This is a genomic window from Sphingobacterium paucimobilis HER1398 (genome assembly GCF_000416985.1).
In the GTDB taxonomy this organism is placed as follows: domain Bacteria; phylum Bacteroidota; class Bacteroidia; order Sphingobacteriales; family Sphingobacteriaceae; genus Sphingobacterium; species Sphingobacterium paucimobilis.
Window position 1 is genome coordinate 595760 of sequence record NZ_ATDL01000015.1, and the last position, 21132, is coordinate 616891.

The 21132-nt window shown below is 39.1% G+C and carries 14 protein-coding genes; 11 read left to right on the plus strand and 3 right to left on the minus strand.

Annotation, left to right across the window (positions count from 1 at the left end; all coding sequences use genetic code 11):
- Positions 1-172: 172 nt before the first annotated feature.
- The 3 genes from rocF to M472_RS35380 all read right to left on the minus strand — a co-directional run bounded on the left by rocF (position 173) and on the right by M472_RS35380 (position 3586).
- Positions 173-1126: an arginase gene (rocF, locus tag M472_RS35370; RefSeq protein WP_021070685.1), complete on the minus strand. Its 954-nt coding sequence runs from the start codon at positions 1124-1126 to the stop codon at positions 173-175.
- A 213-nt stretch (positions 1127-1339) separates the two neighbouring features.
- Positions 1340-2731, minus strand: a complete 1392-nt coding sequence (locus tag M472_RS35375; protein ID WP_021070686.1) for an MBL fold metallo-hydrolase — start codon at positions 2729-2731, stop codon at positions 1340-1342.
- 63 nt (positions 2732-2794) lie between these two features.
- A complete protein-coding gene (locus M472_RS35380; protein WP_021070687.1) occupies positions 2795-3586 on the minus strand; it encodes a sulfite exporter TauE/SafE family protein in 792 nt (263 codons plus the stop codon).
- Positions 3587-3882: 296 nt separating this feature from the next.
- Here M472_RS35380 and M472_RS35385 point away from each other — a divergent pair, with 296 nt between their 5' ends.
- From M472_RS35385 to M472_RS35435, 11 genes are all read left to right on the plus strand, one after another.
- Positions 3883-4431, plus strand: a complete 549-nt coding sequence (locus M472_RS35385) for an RNA polymerase sigma-70 factor (RefSeq protein WP_021070688.1) — start codon at positions 3883-3885, stop codon at positions 4429-4431.
- Positions 4432-4492: 61 nt separating this feature from the next.
- Positions 4493-5647 carry a FecR family protein gene (locus tag M472_RS35390; protein ID WP_021070689.1) on the plus strand — a complete coding sequence of 385 codons (1155 nt, stop codon included), beginning with the start codon at positions 4493-4495 and terminating at the stop codon, positions 5645-5647.
- A gap of 74 nt (positions 5648-5721) precedes the next feature.
- Entirely contained in the window at positions 5722-9171 is a 3450-nt protein-coding gene (locus tag M472_RS35395) for a SusC/RagA family TonB-linked outer membrane protein (protein ID WP_021070690.1), read from the plus strand.
- Positions 9172-9184: 13 nt separating this feature from the next.
- Positions 9185-10666, plus strand: coding sequence for a RagB/SusD family nutrient uptake outer membrane protein (locus M472_RS35400; protein WP_021070691.1), 1482 nt, complete (start codon positions 9185-9187; stop codon positions 10664-10666).
- A gap of 30 nt (positions 10667-10696) precedes the next feature.
- Entirely contained in the window at positions 10697-11401 is a 705-nt protein-coding gene (locus M472_RS35405; protein ID WP_021070692.1) for a DUF4843 domain-containing protein, read from the plus strand.
- An 18-nt stretch (positions 11402-11419) separates the two neighbouring features.
- Positions 11420-12964 (plus strand): PKD-like family lipoprotein, encoded by a 1545-nt coding sequence (locus tag M472_RS35410; protein ID WP_021070693.1) that lies wholly within the window; start codon positions 11420-11422, stop codon positions 12962-12964.
- 11 nt (positions 12965-12975) lie between these two features.
- Positions 12976-13908, plus strand: a complete 933-nt coding sequence (locus tag M472_RS35415) for an ABC transporter ATP-binding protein (RefSeq protein WP_021070694.1) — start codon at positions 12976-12978, stop codon at positions 13906-13908.
- Positions 13909-13941: 33 nt separating this feature from the next.
- Positions 13942-16236: a Gldg family protein gene (locus M472_RS35420; protein WP_022829364.1), complete on the plus strand. Its 2295-nt coding sequence runs from the start codon at positions 13942-13944 to the stop codon at positions 16234-16236.
- A gap of 1 nt (position 16237) precedes the next feature.
- Positions 16238-17563, plus strand: a complete 1326-nt coding sequence (locus M472_RS35425; protein ID WP_021070696.1) for a MutS-related protein — start codon at positions 16238-16240, stop codon at positions 17561-17563.
- A gap of 11 nt (positions 17564-17574) precedes the next feature.
- Entirely contained in the window at positions 17575-18906 is a 1332-nt protein-coding gene (locus M472_RS35430; RefSeq protein WP_021070697.1) for a MutS-related protein, read from the plus strand.
- 675 nt (positions 18907-19581) lie between these two features.
- A complete protein-coding gene (locus M472_RS35435) occupies positions 19582-20952 on the plus strand; it encodes an NAD(P)-binding domain-containing protein (RefSeq protein WP_021070698.1) in 1371 nt (456 codons plus the stop codon).
- Positions 20953-21132 lie beyond the last annotated feature (180 nt).

A 21132-nucleotide genomic window follows, 5' to 3' on the forward strand; every position in this document is an offset into this window, starting at 1 on the left:
AGCCAACAGCAAAAGCATGCGTTCTGTTGGTTAAGGTATAAAAAAGTATTGAAAGTTAAAAATTACAGACACCTAATTCAATCTTTTCTTCCAATGCCCATAAAACCAAATACGGCAGAAATCTGAGATTTCTGCCGTATTAATTAGACCTAAGACTTGACCAGTTTCAGGCCTATACCGTTGTTTGCTCAAAGTGCTTTTCTAGAATATCAAAAGCGACTTCTGCCATTTTGTTGCCCTGACTATCCAATAACGGATTGACTTCCACAACTTCCAAACATTGGACTTTACCAGAATCTGTTAAATTCTTCAATAGCGTTGATATTTCTTGAGGGAAAAAACCTCTTGGCACAGGTGTTCCTGTACCATCAGAAATTAATTCACTATCCATACTGTCTACGTCAAAAGACACATAGATCATATCACAAGCAGACAGTTGCTCCAGAGCCTCCTTAACGCAATGTTCCAATCCACGTTCTCTGACTTCGGCAACCATGTAGTTGCGTATTCCCAAATCTTTTATCAAAGAATCCTCTGGATGTTCGGTATCCCTAACTCCGAAATAAACCAAATGCTCTGCATGCAATTTGGCTCCGGCGACCTTCAGATCCTTCAATTTATTCCAATAGGTCTCTGTCTCTTCATCCAGTTCATTGATCCTACATTTCATATTATCTTCCCCAAGCATAGCACCTAGCGGCATACCGTGCATATTGCCCGATGGAGTCGTATACGGTGAGTGAATATCCGCATGTGCGTCAATCCACACCACACCCAGCGTTTTTTCCGGAAAAACAGATTTAATACCGCTTATTGTTCCCATTGCTGAAGAATGGTCACCCGAGAATACTAAAGGAAATTTTCCCTGCGAAAGCGTATTGGCGACTACAGAAGCAACTTCTGTACATTGTTGATAAATATAAGGTATGTATTTTGCAAATGGATGCTGATCATTTTCATACACAGATTCATTACGGGTCTGCACATCTACAAAGGGATATCTGTGAAAAAAATCACTCCCTTTATTAATGGCAGCTATCTCCATAGCATCGATACCCAAATCCGCGCCTCTAGTACCAGCTCCAATATCCGACCTGTTCTTAATTATTTCTATCGATGTTTGCATAACTTTAGTTTTCGTATAGCTATCTATTAACGATAGCCCAAAAGAGATTATTTAACAAATATCTAAAACTGCAACTACAAACTCAACCTTATTTACGAATTCAATAAAAAAAAGTGCAAATAACGGATAGACAAGAATTTTTACTACCAATTCTGACTACTTCCGTATTTGCACCACAAATTATTCGGCCTATCGCTCTCCTTTATCGTGTAGCTATACTACAGTCTGTTCTCCTGCATCTTTCCAATCCTTCATTCCCCCCGAATAGTTCTTCACATTTTCAAAGCCATGCTTTCTAAGAATAGAATAAGCGATAGCCGAACGATCCCCCGCCTGACAATGGATAACGATCTGTTTCTCTCGACTGATTTGATCTAAATGATTTTGCAAGGTACCGACAAAAATATGTTCAGCTCCTACGATATGTCCAGAAGCATATTCACTTGCTCCTCGTACATCTATCAATTGCACATCTTCCCTATTCAAATACGTTTTGAAAGTATCCCGATCAATAATATCGGCAGTATCCAAAGCCATTTCCACTTCTCCAACATCTGTAATATAGCCATACATATTGTCCATGCCGATACGCATTAATTTTCGCGTAAGATCTTCGATCTGTTCCTCTTCTGCAATCAATATAAACTGTTCCTGATAATTCAATTGCCAGCCCATCCAAGTAGAGAAGGACTTATTGTTCTGTATATTAATACTACCTCTAATAAAGCCCTTGGCAAAATCAACTTTATTTCTCGTATCGATAACAGGCAAACCCTTGTCATAAGCTGCAACAAATTGCTCTTTCGTAAGCTTTGGATGCTTTGGAACCTCCATAAGCAAAGGTCTGTCCACCTTATTAAGGTGCTTCATCATCGCAAAATAAGTTGGCGGTTCGGGTTGACCATCCAACAGATAATCGACGAAAGCTTTTTCATCGCTAGCAAATTGAAATGCCCAATTGCGGATCTTTTCATACCCAACCGTGGTACTCGGTACAGCCCCAAGTGCTTTGCCACATGCAGAGCCAGCCCCATGTCCTGGCCATACTTGTATATAGTCTCCTAATTCCGTAAAACGTTGAACAGACTGATACATCTGTTGGGCTCCTTTTTCCTGTGTTCCTACAATACCTGCTGCCTTTTCCAAAAGATCAGGCCTCCCGATATCTCCCACAAAAACAAAATCTCCTGTAAATACCATAACCGGGGCGTCAGTAGCAGGATGGTCCGTCAGAAGAAAACTTATACTCTCAGGAGTATGCCCCGGTGTATGCAATACCTCCAGTGTGAGATTACCTACCTTGATCTTATCTCCATCTCGCAGTCCCTGATGATCAAACTGATATTGCCAATCATCGCCTCCCTCATCAGAAAGAAAGAGTGTCGCTCCTGTAATCGCCGCCAACTCCCTAGAACCACTTAAGAAGTCAGCATGTATATGCGTCTCGGCAACATGTGTAATCCTTAAATTATTTTTTTTGGCAATATCCAAATATACATCGACGTCACGCTGCGCATCTATAACGATCGCTTCTCCTTTGGCCTGACACCCTATTAAATAGCTTGCTTGAGCAAGACTCTCATCATATACGTGCTTAAAAAACATAATCTACATTTTTAAAGTTTATATTATATCTATAATTCTATACTAATCCAGGATCAGTAGTTTTTACCATTTCAATAGCTCCTTTGCCAAGATATAGCCTCCCATAATTAATACAAACCAACCAAACGCTGGTTTTAATTTATGTCCATCAATACCTTTTGCCAAATAGGTTCCTATCAGTACCCCCACAACAGCCAACAATATAATCTTCACAAGAAATGCCCAGTCGACCGAAATAGTGTGCAGTGAAGATACAAAACCAAGGAGTGAATTAACCGAAATTATTAAAAGCGAGGTTCCGACCGCTTCTTTCATTGGGGTTTTTAGATTATTGACAAGTACCGGAATTATCAAAAAACCTCCTCCTGCACCTATAAGACCAGTAATACCCCCAATCCAAATACCTTGTAACAAAAGAACGCCAAAAGAATGCCTATCATTTTCTACGACCTGCTTTTCCTCGCGATTTTTTATCATATGATAAGACGCTAATACCATTAAAATAGCAAAAAGAATCATAATCAACATGTCTTTGGTAATGATAAACATATCAGATGTATAAATTACCGAAGGAATAAGAGGCAGCAACCATACCCGCGTCACCATGACCGCAATGATAGACGGTATACCAAAAATCAAAGCTGTACGAAGATTGACCAGATGTTGCTTAAAATAAGTAACCGAACCTACAAAACTCGTGGTACCAACTACACACAAAGAGTAGGCTGTCGCAAGAACAGGATCAATATGAAAAAAATAGACCAATACGGGCACCGTCAGAATACTCCCCCCTCCGCCAATCAGCCCCAAGGATAGTCCAATCAAAATTGCCGATAAAAAACCTAAGACCTCCATTCAATATTATTTTTTGGTAGTACAAAAGTGCCATAAATAAATAGAACTATCGGTGACTTGTGTTACATTTACTATACATACCTTACTATCCCTAAAGGCTAGATACTTAGCAAGTATCTCTTCAAGATGAATTGAATAAATAATGTGTAACTACAAAAGAAAAATATAGAATACTTTTTTTTAGAAGATAAAATCCCTACTTTTCATCATGCAATGCTAGACGTTATACGCATAGAGAGCACTTCATCGCTAAATAATCACTGATACAAGTACTGACCAATATAATGTAATGCCTGATGATTGACGAAGATATAAGTTGGCTTAAGGATCTTTCACAAGGAAAAGAAACTGCTTTTAAGAGGCTATATGATCTGTATTATCCGCTTTTTTGCAGATTTGCTATGCAGTACATTCAAGATGAGGAAGAAGCAAAGGATATCGTCCAGGATGTAATATTTGACATCTGGCATCATAGAAAAGCCATGGATGATATTCGGTCACTACGTTCTTATATGTATAAAAGTATAGCCAATAAGTGTATAGATACGCTTAGAAAAGCCAAAGTAAAAGGGACTTATTTAAACAGTATATCGGAAGGATCAGATTTTTTTTTACTAAAAGTACTTGAAGAAGAAGTTTTCTTAACGTTGCGCGAAGCTATTAAGCGTCTTCCCTCTCCCACTAATACCATCTTTGAATTATCCCTAGAAGGACATTCGAACCTAGAAATAGCGCAATTACTCGAACTTTCGCTAGACTCCGTAAAATCTCATAAAAAACGAGGAAAAAAAATACTATATCATAAATTACACCTATTACTTTTATTGCTTCTTCAGAAAAATTAATTTTTTTGACACTTTCCATATTCGAGTTCGTCTTAGCTTATATAAAGAGTAAAAAAGACGAATGATAAACCGTATTTTCAAACTAAGCAAACTGGTTGCAAAAAAACTATTACATCAACTTGATGATAAAGAGACGGACGAGTTAAAAAACATCTCCAAAGAGGCGGGAATTACGGAGTCTTCTTTAACCGAATCTTTTGATCAAAATTTTTATAAGGACAAACAAAAAGAAAATTCACAAATAGATTCTGAATTAGCCTTTGAGATATTCAGAAGAAGAACACAACGCGCAAAAACAAAACTCACCTTTTTTAAAGCTGCGGCAGCAACTGCTGCGCTGTTCCTATTTTTCTCTGCACTACTTTGGTATAAAACCCCATCCCCGACTTTAGCTGTAAAGGAGCAATTTCCGGAAGAGACCTCACCAGGCTATAAACAAGCTGTTCTAACGCTTTCAAATGGACAGAAGGTTGTACTGGACGAAATTCTTAATGATAAAGAAGCCTTAAAACTGGCCTCCATGGGGATAGAACAGGACACCAATGGATTAGTCTACAGGGATCAACAATATCAAACCAATGCAATCAATACACTGCAAGTCCCTTTAAAAGGTGAATATCAGATAACTTTAGCAGATGGAACACGGGTATGGCTCAACTCCTCATCAACGCTTAAATATCCAAATGGTTTTGCGGCTCAAAATCGGGAGGTATACTTGGATGGAGAAGCGTATTTTGAGGTAGCCCATAACCCCAATAAACCTTTCGTAGTTCATGTAGATCAGATGAAAGTAAAAGTACTTGGTACGAAATTCAATATTAACTCCTATAATAAAAAGGCTATAAAAACTTCATTGGTAAGCGGAAAAGTCAGTGTTCGTATCGAAGAAAAAGAGCGCATATTGTATCCGGAAAATCAGGCTCAGGTAGATATCCTGACAGGCCGTATCAGTATCATGCCCACTAACACTGAAAAAATAACAGGATGGACAAAGGGCAAGTTTATCTTTGATGATGAACCCCTTTCCAATATTATGTCCACATTGTCGCGTTGGTACGGCATCAAGGTACATTTCGGTTCCGAAGAAGCACAGAAAACAACCTTTACAGGAACTTTTTATAAGAAAGATAATTTAGAAAAAATCATGCAACTCCTGACACATACTCAGGAAATAAAATACAGAAAGGAGGGACAGGAAATATATATTACAAAATAGCGGTCAGTATGCGACTACCGACCGCCGATAATGGCTTTGCCAAAGTAAATTGACACTCTAACCAAAACGAAAATATGAAAAAAAAACCTAAATGGCATATGCTGTATGGCGTATGCTTTGAAAAATCTTTTCTAACCATGAAGATATCCTTTTTGCTCTGCTTTGCAGTTTCGGCACAAATATATGCTGGAACAGCCAACTCGCAACAGGTCAGCATTTCTATAAAAAATGCGTCATTGCGCCAAGTCATCCGTGAAATTGAAAGACAGACGAATATCCCTTTTCTATACAGTGATTATCAAGTCGCCAATATTAAAAGGATGGACGTCGATCTAAAGGATGTGCATTACAGCACCCTCCTCAATCTCATGCTCGACAATAGTGGTCTGAATTTTAAGAAAATAGAAGATAGCATAGTCATATCACCAGCACCGCAAGCAAAAGAAAACAACAAACAGCAGACTTATAAGGTTGCTGGACAAGTACTCGATATATCCGGTACTCCGATCGCCGGTGGATCTGTCACTGTAAAAAACACAAAATTAAAAACGGTAACTGACGATAAAGGACAATTTACCTTAGATATCCAAAATAAAGAAGAAGTCCTGGTTATTTCATCCCTAGGTAAAATGGCTAAAGAAATAACAGTTACTGCAGGGCAGCCCCTGGTAAAAATCACACTGCATGATGCCGTAGCCAATGTCGAGGATGTAGTGGTCACAGGATATAACACGATAAATAAGCAGAGTTTTACGGGCACGGCTATACAGATTACTAAAGAGCAACTGTTACAAATCAGCTCTTCTAACCTAATGAGTGCTTTACAGGTATTTGATCCCTCTTTACGTATGATGGACAACAAAGATATCGGTTCCAACCCTAACGCTCTACCTGAGTTTTATATCCGCGGACAGTCTGGTTTTCCAGGAGTCATGGAGTTGGATATGGCAGAGGGAGGTGCTGTAAGTCAGTTTGCATTAAAAAACAACCCCAATCTACCCGTATTCATTTTGGATGGTTTCGAAGCTACCCTAGAGAGAATATACGATCTCAGTTTGCAGCGCATTAACCACATTACTATACTCAAAGATGCTGCAGCGACAGCCATGTACGGATCTAGAGCTTCAAATGGAGTGATTGTCATCGAAACAATAACCCCTAAACCGGGCCAGTTTCGGATAAACTATACGGCCAATCTCGATATAACGGCTCCGGATCTATCAAGTTATAACCTCATGAATGCCCGCCAAAAGCTTGACGCAGAGACTGCTGCTGGTCTATTCGAACACCACCCCGACGCGCCTCGCGACAAATACTATGATGCAGGTCTGATGAATCTACAATGGTTACGGACGCAAAAACAGAATATGATCAGTAAAGGAATTGACACCTATTGGTTATCGCAGCCTTTATCAACGATGTTCAACAACCGTCATAATGTCTACGTCGAAGGAGGCTCAGAAGCATTGCGCATGGGAGTCGATTTACGGTACGATAATCAAAATGGCGTTATGAAGGAATCTAAAAGAAACCGGATAGGAACGGGGATAAGTCTGGAATACAGACATAAAGGATTACAAGTCCGTAACCAGTCCTTGGTAGATATTGTGAAGTCTGATGATTCGCCTTATGGTACATTCGAAACCTATACCAGGCTGCAACCTTACTACGCTATCCATCAAGAGAATGGGGATCTTGTACAAACTCAACCACCTTATGGAAGATCTGAAAATGTTCTAAATCCTATTTATGAAGCTACGCTAGGCAGTTTTAGTAACAATAAATACAAAGAATTTTCCAATAACCTATCCGCCAATTGGTACATCGACAATTATTGGACAGTAAGGGGACAATTTGCAATAAACTATAAGCAGGTTCAACAGAATAGATTCATTGATCCAGCCTCTCCACGCTATTCGGATTATAGAATCCCAACAGAAGATATGGGCGAATTAAAAGTTCAGAATGAAGATCAATTCGGCTGGAATACCAATTTATTTGCGACATACAACCGAAACTACGGTGTGCACAGTTTCAATCTTGCTGTGGGGATGAATGCCAAAGCTGCTTCCTACGACTATTCGACAGCAGAGTATTCTGGATTTCCGAATGGTGATCTGAACTCCCCTAGTAATGCGAACAAGATCAAGCAAAAACCACTTTTCTCCGATAACAAAACTCGCCTTCTGGGTGGTTTTGCCAACGTCAACTACACCATAAATAACATCTACCTATTTGATGGCTCTGTCCGTATGGACGGTTCATCCGAATTTGGTACGGACCGCAGGTGGGCACCCTTTTGGTCTTTGGGAACAGGAATGAACATACATAACTACCTCAAGATTCCTGAGTTTAACATAGTACGGGTGAAAGCCAATATTGGTCAAACTGGAAAATCAAACTTCGCACCTTACATGGCTCGGAATACCTACAACCTAATGAACGATCAATGGTATACTACAGGAATAGGAGCCGAACTAATCTACATGGGGAACAAAAATCTGACCTGGGAAAAACAACTTTCTTCTAATATAGGTATAGATGTCACCTACAAAAACAGGTACACTTTAGAACTTAATTATTACAATAAGGAAACCTACGATTTGATCTCCGATGTCTCCCTTCCTTCGTCTTCTGGCTTTTCCACCTATCGCGATAATGTCGGGAAAGTATTAAATAGAGGGGTAGAAGCAATCGGTAACTTTAAGGTCTATAGCCAAAAGAATTGGGATGTTATTGTCTTTGCCAATATCGCGCATAACAAAAATAAGATTGTAGAAATAGCAGAAAACCTTAAGCAATACAACGATCGTGTAGATGCCCATTACGAAAAGTATAAAAACCGCGAGGCAGGTGCCTATCAATGGCTGGAGGACAGAGCGGACGAAAACTCCGCATTTATCAAGCCTATACGTAAATTTGAAGAAGGAAGCTCTCTGACAGCGATATACGGCATGAAATCATTAGGCATCAATCCCGCTGATGGACAAGAGATATACCAGAAGCGAAATGGAGACATCACCAAGGAATGGGCTCCTTATGAACAGGTCGTCATTGGAAATACCGAACCCACAGCACAAGGCGCCTTTGGTATTAATGTACGGTTCAAACAATTTTCACTTTACACCAGCTTTCTTTATGCATTTGGCGGAGAGTCTTACAATGAATCCATCATCAAAAACATCGAAAACGTCAACCTATTCTTCTACAATGCCGATGTACGAGCACTGACAGACCGTTGGCAGAAACCGGGTGATATCACTTCATTGAAGTCTATCCAGGACCGACTTTTCGTCACGCGTCCAACTTCCCGATTCGTCCAGACCAATAACTATCTGGCACTAAACTCTGCATCATTGATGTACGACCTTGCTCCTTCGGTAATCGCCCGGTTAAAATTACAGAGCCTGAGATTGGGAATCAATATGAATGATATTGCCAGATTCTCTACGATACGTGAAGAAAGAGGATTAAATTATCCCTTTGCCCGTACCTTCTCTTTCACCTTAAGTACCACATTATAACCTTGAATATATAATGAAAAAGGAATTATTAAAATTAGTGGGTCTCTTTATCATAGTGATAAATACATCCTGCGAAAAATTCTTAGAAGTCTCTTCACAACAAGAGGTACTGGAAGAAACCATCTTTAAAGATGGAGCAAATATGCGTATCGCTGTAAATGGCGTATATCGGGGAATTTCGGAGCCTAGCTTATACGGCAAAAATCTCACTTGGGGAATGCTGAGTGCCATGGGGTACAATTATGAAATCAACAGTGACCTAGGGACTGCGGAACGTCAAGTAGCAGATTTCAATTGGGAGAATATCTCTGCACAGGAACTAACCGAACAAGTATGGAAAAAAACCTATAATGTTATTGCAAACTGTAACAATATAATACAACAAGCCGAATCAAAGGATTCCACTTTCTTTGAGCACGGGGAGATGGAAAAACGTCTTATTATCGGCGAGATGACCGGATTACGGGGCATGTTACATTTTGAAATGTTGAGACTATTCGCTCCATCTTTTAAGGCAAACCACAATGGTAGCGCCTTACCCTACGTAACAGCTTACCCTACCAAACAACCCGAGCATATTGGTATGGAGCTCTTCTTCAAAAAAATCACGACCGATATGGAGAAGGCTAGAGAGTTATTAGCTTCTATCGATACCATCAAGTATGACTACTCCTTATGGCGTCTTTTACAGGGCAGGATAAAGCAAATTAATAATACCAAGGTGCCTGAGGGTTTGTTTTTTACCATGCGCGCACAACGGATGAATTATCACGCGGCTACTGTGCTACTGGCGCGTATGCATCTTTACAAAGGTGATCACAAAGAAGCTCTTCGATATGCTGACACTTTTTACCAATTCAATAAAAAAAAGAATCGTATCTCATGGACTCCCGCTATTTACCAAGGATCGATCAACCTTGTTGATTTAGTCCACATCAAAAAAATTGATGAACTGATATTAGCTGGACATAATGTCAGAAATTTCGACAATTGGGAAGCGGTTACGATACCTCCCTCCGCCTATCAAATGAAAAACATGGATATTCTATTCCAGAACGACCGGGATGATTACCGCTATGTAGGCTATTATAACCGGTATAGCGACAAGAGATACCTAACATGGGCTAGGCCCAGAAGTAATGATGCAACAACTGTTATTGCACAGGGACCCATTATCCCCATGATCCGACTTTCAGAAGCTTTCCATATCATGATCGAATGTCTTCTCGAAGAAGGTAAAAAAGCCGAGGCTTTTGCACTCTTCAAAACAATACGGACTAATCGTGGTGCCAAACGTATACTGAATGAGAATATGACTGTAGAAGAGATGAAAGAAGAACTCTATCAAGATATTATCAAGGAAACACTGACGGAGGGCCATACTTTCTATCTGTTCAAAAGGTTACAGCGCGATATTTATAACGGGTTGTCCAATCGTATCATGAAACCAGAGGAATGGACTATCCCAATTCCGTATAGCGAATCCAGTTATTAACTATTTATGAATTCTAAAATCTTTTTAAAGATGAAAAGAAAACTCTATATCTATATAGCTATAGTAGCAGTGCATAACCTATTCGAAGGCTGTAAAGAGGACACTCTTCCCCTATTCGAGGGCGACAATTATGTTCAATTTAGCCGTCCATTGAATGACTCTTTGACCTGTACTTTTTTAGATGTTCCTGATACATCTCACCGTATGTTTCCTATTAGTGTCGACCTGATAGGTATTCCATCTACACAAGATAGAAATTTAGAAATACAAGTTATACCAGAAGTCACCACTGCTCAAGCTAAGCATTATGAAGTACCAAAGCAATTGATACTGGGTGCCAATAAAGTGCGTGACACCATCTGGATTAAAGTCAATAACACACCGGACCTCAAGGATAGTCCCGTAAAAATCGTGTATCAAATAAAAGAAACAGACGCATTCAAAGTTGGTGAACGGAATTATTCAATGGGTGTCTTATATTTCACCAATAAGATCAGTCAACCGATTTGGTGGCGAGGTACAGTACAATCAAGCTTTTTGGGAACCTATTCGGACAAGAAGTATGCCCTATTTATTAAGTTGACAAACAGAGTCGACATAGACCCTAACAATCTAACTGAACTGACAGAACTGACGCTGATTCTCAAAAATCATTTGAGAGAAATGAAAAATGAAGGAAATACAGTTTACGAAAACGACGGCACAGAAATGACAGTAAACCTTATTGGTGGTTAAGACTAACATCATAAAACAATGAGAACATATCATATCTTATATATACAACTGCTGCTCATATGCAGCTTGTTGACAGCCTGCTTCAAGGACAAAGGCAGCTATGAGTACATCGACTACAATGAAGTCACCATCTCCAGCATAACTGGAAAGACCACCATTAGCTTGGGTGAAGCTTTGGATCTAAAACCACAATTGAAATGGAAATCGCCGAGCAAGGACACCTTAAACTTCAACTTTGAGTGGGTATTTGAGAATAAAGTTGTATCGAACAAACGTAATATAGACTATACACCTACCCAAGTGGGCGGACACTGGTATTATCTATTTGTGAAAGATAATAACGACAACATTGTTTACAGAAAAGAGATATATCTAACCATAAACTCGGCTTACAATGCTGGCTGGGTCATTCTTTCCGAAAAAAACAATAATTCTTCCCTCAGCTACATCAGAAGAGAAAAATACAAAGATGAAGACAAGAAAGATAAACTCCGCTGGGTCCCTTTTGTAGATATTTACCAACAGCTACATCCAGATGCTCCTCTCGGTAATACCCCATCTAAGATAGTAACCAAGATATTCCCCACGGATGAGGGCGATGAACTGCTAATTATACAAGGGAATAAACAGAGTGTATTTTTGAGTGGCAGTGATTTTTCAAAAATCAGCTATTTGGCCGATGAATTTAAAGGCGGACAGATCCCTGACAACCAAGACATAAAAGACTACCACTTTTATAAAACAACGGCCCATGTCGTGCTTTCCGATGGCAGTATTTATTGGAAAAGATACCAATCCAACTCGAATGCCATTCACACAGGGACATTCTTTTCTTCGCCGCTTCGAACTGACGACATCATCAAAACCCATCAATTTGTTGAAGCTAAATCCTACGAGACAAGAATGCTGCCTCTATTTGATTACAAACAGAATCGACTGGTACACATTAATATGTCCAATTCAGTCAACTTCGACAATGGACGCTTTATGACCAACGCTTATCGGACAACTCTTCCTTCCGATTTTATTAAACTGGATGAAATGGCTGAGGTAGAGTATCTATATGGTGCAGAGTACGCAAGAGGCGAGTCCTTTATGAACTTATTAAGACACAAGAGCAGCAATGAGTACATTATACAGGAATACAATATCTTTGGAGGGACTGGTTCCCTAAATATTAGTGAGATAAAACAGTACAAGCTTTCTAATCCGGGTATAATAACTGAAACTTCAATATACTACCGTATGCGTAAAAGCTCGTATATGTTTATTTCCAACGGCTCAAAAGTATATTTCTATGACTTCAATACCACTACATTTAAATTATACTACGACTTTGGAAGCCCAATTGTTGATATAAAAAGTGGAGGTGACGAGAGCGAGTTTGCGGTAGCTTGTACCGATGGTACGTTCTATATCTGTTCTCCAAAAGACCCTATACTGGCACTTCCAATACCTGGTAGCGAAGGAATAATGTCAAAAATAGAAAATTTAGGGAGGGTAGTTTCAATTGCATTTAAATACGGCAATGATACCGCTCACTATGTAGACCAATACAATTAGCAATAGATAAAATGACAATCGAACACCCAATCCTCAGCGTAAACAATCTTTCCCATAAATATCAAATACAGTGGGCTGTTAAAGATATTGACTTTGAAATCACCCGTAAAGGCATCTACGGTCTATTGGGAGCCAATGGAGCTGGAAAATCCACTATTATGAATATCATGAGCGGTGTTTTGAACCAAAGCCATGGCGAGGTATTTATAAAAGGAATCAATATCAAAGAACAGCCTATAGAAGCCAAAAAGAAGATCGGCTTTTTACCACAGAAACCTCCTCTTCTCTTAGAAATGACCGTAGAGGAGTTTCTTATCCATGCAGCCCGACTACGCTTGATGGATCGTATAGCGATTCCTGAAGCAGTGGATATCGTTTTGGAAAAATGTGCTTTAACACATTTCAAAAGACGGGTATTGAGTAACCTATCCGGAGGATACCAACAGCGTGTTGGAATTGCTCAAGCCATTATTCACAACCCAGAGATCGTGATATTCGACGAACCGACTAATGGACTTGATCCTAATCAAATACTTGAAGTAAGAAAATTGATTAAAAGTATAGCGGAAGAGAGAACAGTCATCTTATCGACCCACATACTTCAAGAAGTGCAGGCTCTATGTGATCAGATATGGATGATCCACGAAGGAACTATGGTTTTTACAGGTTCGTTGCACGATTTTGATACCCACCTCTCCCCTAGCGTACTCAAAGTAATCCTAAAAGGGCTCCCCAGTACGTCCGAGTTAGAAGATATCCCTGGAATACTCAGCGCATGCCATATGGAAAAAGCAGAGTATCACCTAGAATATGACCTTAACGAAGAGACACTGGAACGTCTCGTCGAGAAAAGTATGGAGAAAGGCTGGAGATTAATTGAAATCGTAAGAGAAAAAAAATCGCTTGAAAACGTATTTGCCACATTATCCCAACATAGAAAATAACCGTACTCCATAGATATAAACAAAGAAAATTACATGAAAAATGCGATTAATATAGTAAAAGCAGAGATAAAGCTTTTATTCTACTCTCCTGTTGCCTGGTTGATCCTCCTCATATTTAGTTTACAATGTACTTTAACTTTCACAGAGTCCTACAGTGACCATCTAAGAAACTTCTTTAACAATGGGAGTGTTTACAAAGCCACACACATTATTTTCACAACTAGAAGTGCACTTTTTTCTGTTATGCAACAGTATCTCTATTTATATATTCCATTATTAACCATGGGTATCTTCAGTAGAGAGATCAATAGTGGATCGATCAAACTTCTTTTTTCTTCACCGATCAAAACTATAGATATCATCCTAGGCAAGTATATGGCTCTACTCCTATTTTCCCTGGTGCTGTTGATAATACCGATCTTACTTGTCCTATTTGGTGGAATTACCATTGACAACATGGATTGGGGATCTATTATCGCTGCGTTATTGGGTATTTTTCTATTGATGGCCACTTATTGTGCGATAGGTTTATTCATGTCTTCGCTAACATCCTACACCGTAGTCGCTGCGATAGGTACGATGGCCATATTTGCCTTTTTAAGCTATATCCAGGGCGTAGGGCAAGAATTGGATTGGGTCAGAGATATCACGTATTGGCTGTCGATATCAGGCAGAGCCAGTACGTTTGTTTCAGGAATGATCACGACAGAAGATGTTCTTTATTTCTTGTTACTTATCACCGCATTTTTATCCTTTTTGTACATCAGGATGAATGCACAACGAAAGCATGTTTCATTGGCAAAAAAAACAGGTCAATATGTACTGGTCGTAGCGTTTGTTTTAACTTTTGGTGTCTTATCTGCTCTCCCTTCTTTCAAAAAATATGCAGACCTGACTGCAACAAAATCCAACACGTTGCTAAAGGGGAGTCAAAAAGTTGTGAGTTCCTTACAAGAGAAAGTACAGATTACGACCTATGTAAATATGCTTAACGACGACTATGTCTGGTTCTTACCTAACCAGCAAAAGTACGACATGGATAAGTTTGCTAGTTATGTCAGGTTCAAACCTGATATAAAAATGAAATATGTATACTATTTCGCGGAGCCGGAAAAATCAGAGCTATACGAGCGATTCCAGCATTTAGGCCCTGAGAAGGCCAAAGACAGCATCGTAAAACTCAATGATTTCAAGTTTCCAATTCTCAGTGTAAATGATATTGCTAAGGATATTGATCTAAAAGGTGAGAAATACCGAACGGTCAGACTCTTAGAAACTGAAAGTGGCAAGAAAACATTTCTTCGATTTTTCGACGATATGCAACGGTTCCCTTCCGAAGCGGAGATATCTGCGGCATTGAAAAGACTATCTATAGAACAACTCCCCACTGTCGCATTTGTGAATGGCCATAACGAAAGAGATGTCTCTGCGATCAACGACAGAGGTTACAACCGCTTTACAGAGGCCAAAACTTTTCGCTACTCGCTGATCAATCAAGGCTTTAATTTCAAGTCGATATCTTTAGACCAACCTATATCAGAGGACGTAAAAATACTTATTATCGCAGAGCCAAGACAAGAATTATCTCCACAGCATTTATTGCACATCAATGATTATATCAACAAAGGAGGAAATATGATTATTGCAACAGACCCAGGAGTGCAGCAATATACTAATCCTATCTTAGCTTCGCTGGGCTTAGAGATCCAAGAAGGTTTATTAGTTCAACCAGACAGTCTTTTTTCTCCAGACTTATTACTCATGAAACTCTCCCCTGGAGCCGGAGACATAAACTACTATTTCTCAGCAATAGAAAAACGAGAATTACAACTGCCATTGTCGGGTGCCAGTCCTATAATTATGAAGTCCAAAACAGACTTTAATATTATCCCCCTATTTAAAACAGACTCACTGAATAGCTGGGTCGAGCTGCAGACTACTAATTTCATTGATGATTCAGTCACGTTCGATCCCCTATCCGAGTCCAAAGGAGCCTATGCCACCGCTTTAGCATTACGACGTAATATATCCGGAGACAAGGAGCAAAAGATACTGGTGACTTCTGATGCTGACTGGTTGAGCAATTTTGAACTTAATTCGAGCAGAGAGGGAATAAAATCAGCAAGTTTTAATCTTTTAACGGGGGCTTTCCATTGGTTTACAGACAGCGAGCTACCTATAGACATGCGTTCCATCCCCTATAAAGACAAAACATTTTCCATAAGTAAGGAAGTCTGGCAAATAGCAAAGATTTTCCTCATCTGGGGAACAGCATTGCTTCTCTTGCTCAGCGGTTCTATTCTTTTATTAAGAAGGAGGGGTAGATAAGATGGCACTATTTATCGATCAACAGACTCTAGACGATCTTATCATTTTTTCAAAAGGAAAAAATGCCTCAATATGTAGCTTTTTTAATCAAACAGTGACAAGAGGTGGAGAAGAGCAACTTATCACAATGCTTCAATATCCAATGAACCATAAAGAAGAGATACAGGGGCGTGTGGACATTTTACGCTTATTGATGAGCATACCGACATTAGAATTTCCATTTACGTCTCTTGATTTCAGTGATATTGAACAATACTTGTCCGAAACGGACAGCCGAAGTCAGATTCAAAATTCGAAAAAAAGCTTAAAAGCAAAATTGCGCTATCTACTAAAAGTAGATGCGCAGATTTTACATACAAAAAATGGTATCGCCGCATTACAAAGAGTCATACAAGCATTCGTCATATTTGCAGCTAATATACCTGTAGCTAAGAAAACTGATTCATGGAGCAAATTTGAACAAAGCGCATTAAAAATAACAGAAACCACTCTTTGGAAAGATTTTTTAGATACAGAGAAAAGTGTTCAAATAACGGATAAGAATATTCATAAGGTAGATCAGCGCTGTCGTTTCGATGACAAGGAGGTCATTTTAGGATTTATGAAAGCAACGTACGAACTAGATGCTCTTATAGCCGTGGCACAGGTTGCTCTGAATAAAAATCTTACTCTGCCACTCATCTTAGACGACAGTGACGATACCGAACTGGACATCGATGGGCTTTATCACCCATTGGTACCTAATGCTGTGCCAAACAAACTATCATTAGGTCATAAAGAACATATCTTATTCTTAACTGGAGCAAATATGGCCGGTAAATCAACTTTTATGAAAAGCTTAGGTATCAGTTTATATCTGGCGCATTTAGGTTTTCCAATACCAGCCAATCACATGAGATTTAAAGTCAAGGATGGATTGTTCACAACCATCAACCTTTCTGACAATATCAGCTCTGGGTATAGTCATTTTTATGCAGAAGTACTCCGTGTAAAAAGAGTAGCTGTAGAACTGGGCAACAAGAAGAAATTATATGTGTTTTTTGATGAATTGTTCAGAGGCACGAATGTTAAAGATGCCTATGACGGTACTTTAGAGCTATTAAAATCATTTGCTCATAAAACTGATAGCTTTTTTCTTATATCGACACATATTACTGAAGTTGCTGAAGAACTTTCTCATCTAAACAATATCCATTTTGCCTACCTCCCCACGATATTGGAAAATGACAAACCCGTATATACTTATACCTTAGAAAAAGGAGTCAGCGAAGATAGGCATGGTATGGTCATCATAGAGAATGAAAAGATATTAGAAATATTAGCTTAGATAACATTTAAATGAAAAAATTTCATACGGACAATCAAACGCTTGAAGACCTGAATGTATTTGGCAAGTTTAAAAAAGGGTCCCTCTTTCAGTTATACAATAGAACCCAAACGACACGAGGTGAAAAACTACTGGAGCGTTGGTTGAAAGAACCTTTTACAGAAATTGCACCAATTCGGGATAGGCAAGCGCTAATCAAAGAACTAGCGGCATATCCTCATGATTTTCCAATCAATCTGGAAAATTTAAAAAAAGCAGACACATACTTACGACAACCCATAGCTACAAACTACGTAAGCAGTCTAGGGAACTTATCATTAAAGAAGTTAAAGCAGCTGATAGGTATAGATAGCGAATGGGAAATATTTTCCTCCAGTCTTAAGGCTACACTGTCGATACTCAAAGACTTGCATACTTTTATCACAGAACTGAATAAGCAAGAGAATAAAGATACTTACCGACAAGCTTACCAACGTATCGAATACATTTCTAAACAACTGGACAGTGCTGAGATCACAGCACTATTCTCCCTAGACATGGCAGATTCTATTAAAGATATAAGCTCTATTCATTATACCCTTAGCAAAATGTCTAACGATGGATTGAAACCTGTGATCGAATTGATTGATGAACTCGATGTCGTCTTTGGAATCAGAGAAGTGATGAAGGAACGAAAACTATGCTTTGCCGATTTCACTGTAGACTACAAATCTCTTTATAAAGTTGAGAAGTTACGACATCCTGCTTTGAAAGATGCGGTAAGTAATAATCTTACTCTTTCCGATGATAGTACGGTGCTTTTTCTAACAGGTGCAAATATGGCTGGTAAGTCGACCTTCATGAAAGCCGTTGCCTCTTCGCTCTACCTGAGCCATGTAGGGCTTCCAATAGCAGCCCATTCACTAACTCTTACGCTCAAAGAAGGCCTTTTTACCTCCATTAATGTCCCAGACAATCTTTCAAAAGGATACAGTCACTTCTACGCAGAAGTCAAGAGGGTTAAAATGATAGCCGAGGAAGTTGCCGCTCAAAAAAAACTACTGGTTATTTTCGATGAGCTGTTTAAGGGGACCAATGTCAAAGACGCATTAGAGGCTACAACAGCAGTATCTAGCGCCTTTGCAAGTCATAATTCCAGCAATTTTATTATATCAACACATATTATAGAAGCTGCTGACATACTCCGCGTACAACATCCCAACATGCAGTTTAAATTCTTACCAACAGTGATGAAAGATAACCGTCCAACCTATACCTACACCATCGAAGAAGGTGTAAGTAGTGACAAACACGGACTTCTTATCTTGAAGAATGAAGGTGTTTTTGAATTGATAGAAAAGTGAGATAATTCTTTCCCTTGGATCTTAGATAGATTCAAGGGAATATAGTTTCAATTAACACCTATAACTTCGATTTCAGTCGGCTTAATGTTTCTTGAGACATATTCAAATAAGAAGCTACCATTTTATTGGAAAGCCTACGTACTACCGTAGGATTTTCGGCCAACAACAATCGGTACCTTTCCGTAGCATCACAGAAATAATGATTGGAACAATAGCCTGATAAAAACCCAAGTTGCGTTCCTTTTGTAAAACATGACTCATATAACTTACATTTTAATTTTTATTTGTGTGCAAAGGTATATAGGCACCTACAGACAGGCATTGACCTAAGTCAAAAAAACAAATTTAATAAGGAACGTTGTTCTTTCTAGCCCCCTTAGCCCATACTAAATTTGCGTAATTGCTTAATTTTCCGTATATTGTGCTTTTTGAAGGAAAAACAACTCTATAAAAGATAGTGTTGTACAATAGTATTCAACAAGTTTACCGTTTGGTAAAACCTAATTTTTCCTTTCTATTTGGCTTAGCCATCTATTAAGAAATTTTTCGAAATTTCTTCTATTGCGTCCTGATTTTATTTAGGATGGTCTTGAATCTAAAGATTCGTTTTCGTAAAGAACTGAACACAGTTGTCCGTTATAGGGCGACTTAAATTTTTATTATTAATAGTATTATATGACAAATTTTAAAGTTGGTATTATTGGCGCTGGTCCCAGTGGATTGGCTATGCTACGAGCATTTGAATCGGAACAGAAAAAAGGTAATCCCATCCCAGAAATTAAATGTTATGAAAAGCAAGATAATTGGGGCGGTATGTGGAACTACACCTGGCGAACTGGTGTAGGAAAATATGGAGAACCCCTTCACGGAAGTATGTACAAATACTTATGGTCCAATGGTCCTAAAGAGTGTTTAGAGTTTGCGGACTATACATTTTCCGAACATTTTGGACAGTCCATATCGTCGTATCCACCACGCGAGGTCCTCTTTGATTATATACAGGGGAGAATCAACCAAAGTAATGCCCGTGACTATATACAATTTAATACCGTAGCTAGATGGGTAGATTATCTAGAAGATAAGCAACAATTCCGCGTCATCTTCGACAGCTTAAAAGACAATCGTACTTTTGAAGAGTATTTTGACTACTTAGTTGTCGGTACGGGGCACTTCTCCACACCAAATTTTCCTTATTTCAAGGGGATTGAGGATTTTCCAGGAGCAGTAATGCATGCGCACGATTTTAGAGGAGCGGATCAATTCAAAGATCAACGCTTACTGCTTATAGGCAGCAGCTATTCGGCTGAAGATATTGGTGTACAATGCTATAAGCATGGAAGCCAATCGGTAACAATAGCCTATAGAAGCAATCCGATCGGTTGTAACTGGCCTGAAGGGATTAAAGAAAAATCGCTTGTAACTCATTTTGAAGGATCTAAAGCTTTCTTCAAAGATGGTTCTTCTGAAGAATTTGATGCTGTCATCCTATGCACAGGCTATCAGCATAAGTTTCCTTTCTTGCCGGACAACATGAGACTAAAAACAAAAAATCGTCTCTATCCTGATGATTTATATAAAGGAGTGGTATTTAATCACAACGAACGCTTACTCTATCTCGGTATGCAAGACCAGTATTACACATTTAACATGTTCGATACTCAAGCTTGGTTTGCACGTGACTATATGTTAGGCCGCATTGCCATTCCCGAAAAAGACAGTCGTACTAAAGACATCAAAAAATGGATGGACTATGAGGAAAAAACGAAAACGGGTGCCGATCACGTTGATTTCCAGACAGACTATATCAAGGAACTGATTAGTATGACAGACTACCCCGATTTTAATGTAGATAAGGTGTCTGACATGTTCAAAAGTTGGCTTAAAGACAAAGAGAACAACATTCTAAACTATCGAGATCAGGTATACAGATCGGTAATGGATGGCACGCAAGCCATCCCGCACCACACCGCATGGATGGACGAGATGGATGACAGTTTGGAAAAATACTTGGAAGAAAGCGTCGTCGAGAAGGCTGAAGCTATCTAGAGAGCATTATATTTTAAGCACAAGGGGTCGGTTGTACAGCCGACCCCTTGTGCTTTTATGCTTTAATATAATTCGGTTTATTTAATTCCAACAAGATATTCGTTAAATAAATTATTGACACTGTAGCAGCTGATCATTGCAACACGTTATAATGACAGCTTATCTCTGAAGACCTAAGAC

Bases quoted from the DNA above. Each gene is read 5' to 3' on its own strand.
- rocF (WP_021070685.1), bottom strand. From the start codon at position 1,126: ATGCAAACATCGATAGAAATAATTAAGAACAGGTCGGATATTGGAGCT.
- M472_RS35375 (WP_021070686.1), bottom strand. From the start codon at position 2,731: ATGTTTTTTAAGCACGTATATGATGAGAGTCTTGCTCAAGCAAGCTAT.
- M472_RS35380 (WP_021070687.1), bottom strand. From the start codon at position 3,586: ATGGAGGTCTTAGGTTTTTTATCGGCAATTTTGATTGGACTATCCTTG.
- M472_RS35385 (WP_021070688.1), top strand. From the start codon at position 3,883: ATGATTGACGAAGATATAAGTTGGCTTAAGGATCTTTCACAAGGAAAA.
- M472_RS35390 (WP_021070689.1), top strand. From the start codon at position 4,493: ATGATAAACCGTATTTTCAAACTAAGCAAACTGGTTGCAAAAAAACTA.
- M472_RS35395 (WP_021070690.1), top strand. From the start codon at position 5,722: ATGAAAAAAAAACCTAAATGGCATATGCTGTATGGCGTATGCTTTGAA.
- M472_RS35400 (WP_021070691.1), top strand. From the start codon at position 9,185: ATGAAAAAGGAATTATTAAAATTAGTGGGTCTCTTTATCATAGTGATA.
- M472_RS35405 (WP_021070692.1), top strand. From the start codon at position 10,697: ATGAAAAGAAAACTCTATATCTATATAGCTATAGTAGCAGTGCATAAC.
- M472_RS35410 (WP_021070693.1), top strand. From the start codon at position 11,420: ATGAGAACATATCATATCTTATATATACAACTGCTGCTCATATGCAGC.
- M472_RS35415 (WP_021070694.1), top strand. From the start codon at position 12,976: ATGACAATCGAACACCCAATCCTCAGCGTAAACAATCTTTCCCATAAA.
- M472_RS35420 (WP_022829364.1), top strand. From the start codon at position 13,942: ATGAAAAATGCGATTAATATAGTAAAAGCAGAGATAAAGCTTTTATTC.
- M472_RS35425 (WP_021070696.1), top strand. From the start codon at position 16,238: ATGGCACTATTTATCGATCAACAGACTCTAGACGATCTTATCATTTTT.
- M472_RS35430 (WP_021070697.1), top strand. From the start codon at position 17,575: ATGAAAAAATTTCATACGGACAATCAAACGCTTGAAGACCTGAATGTA.
- M472_RS35435 (WP_021070698.1), top strand. From the start codon at position 19,582: ATGACAAATTTTAAAGTTGGTATTATTGGCGCTGGTCCCAGTGGATTG.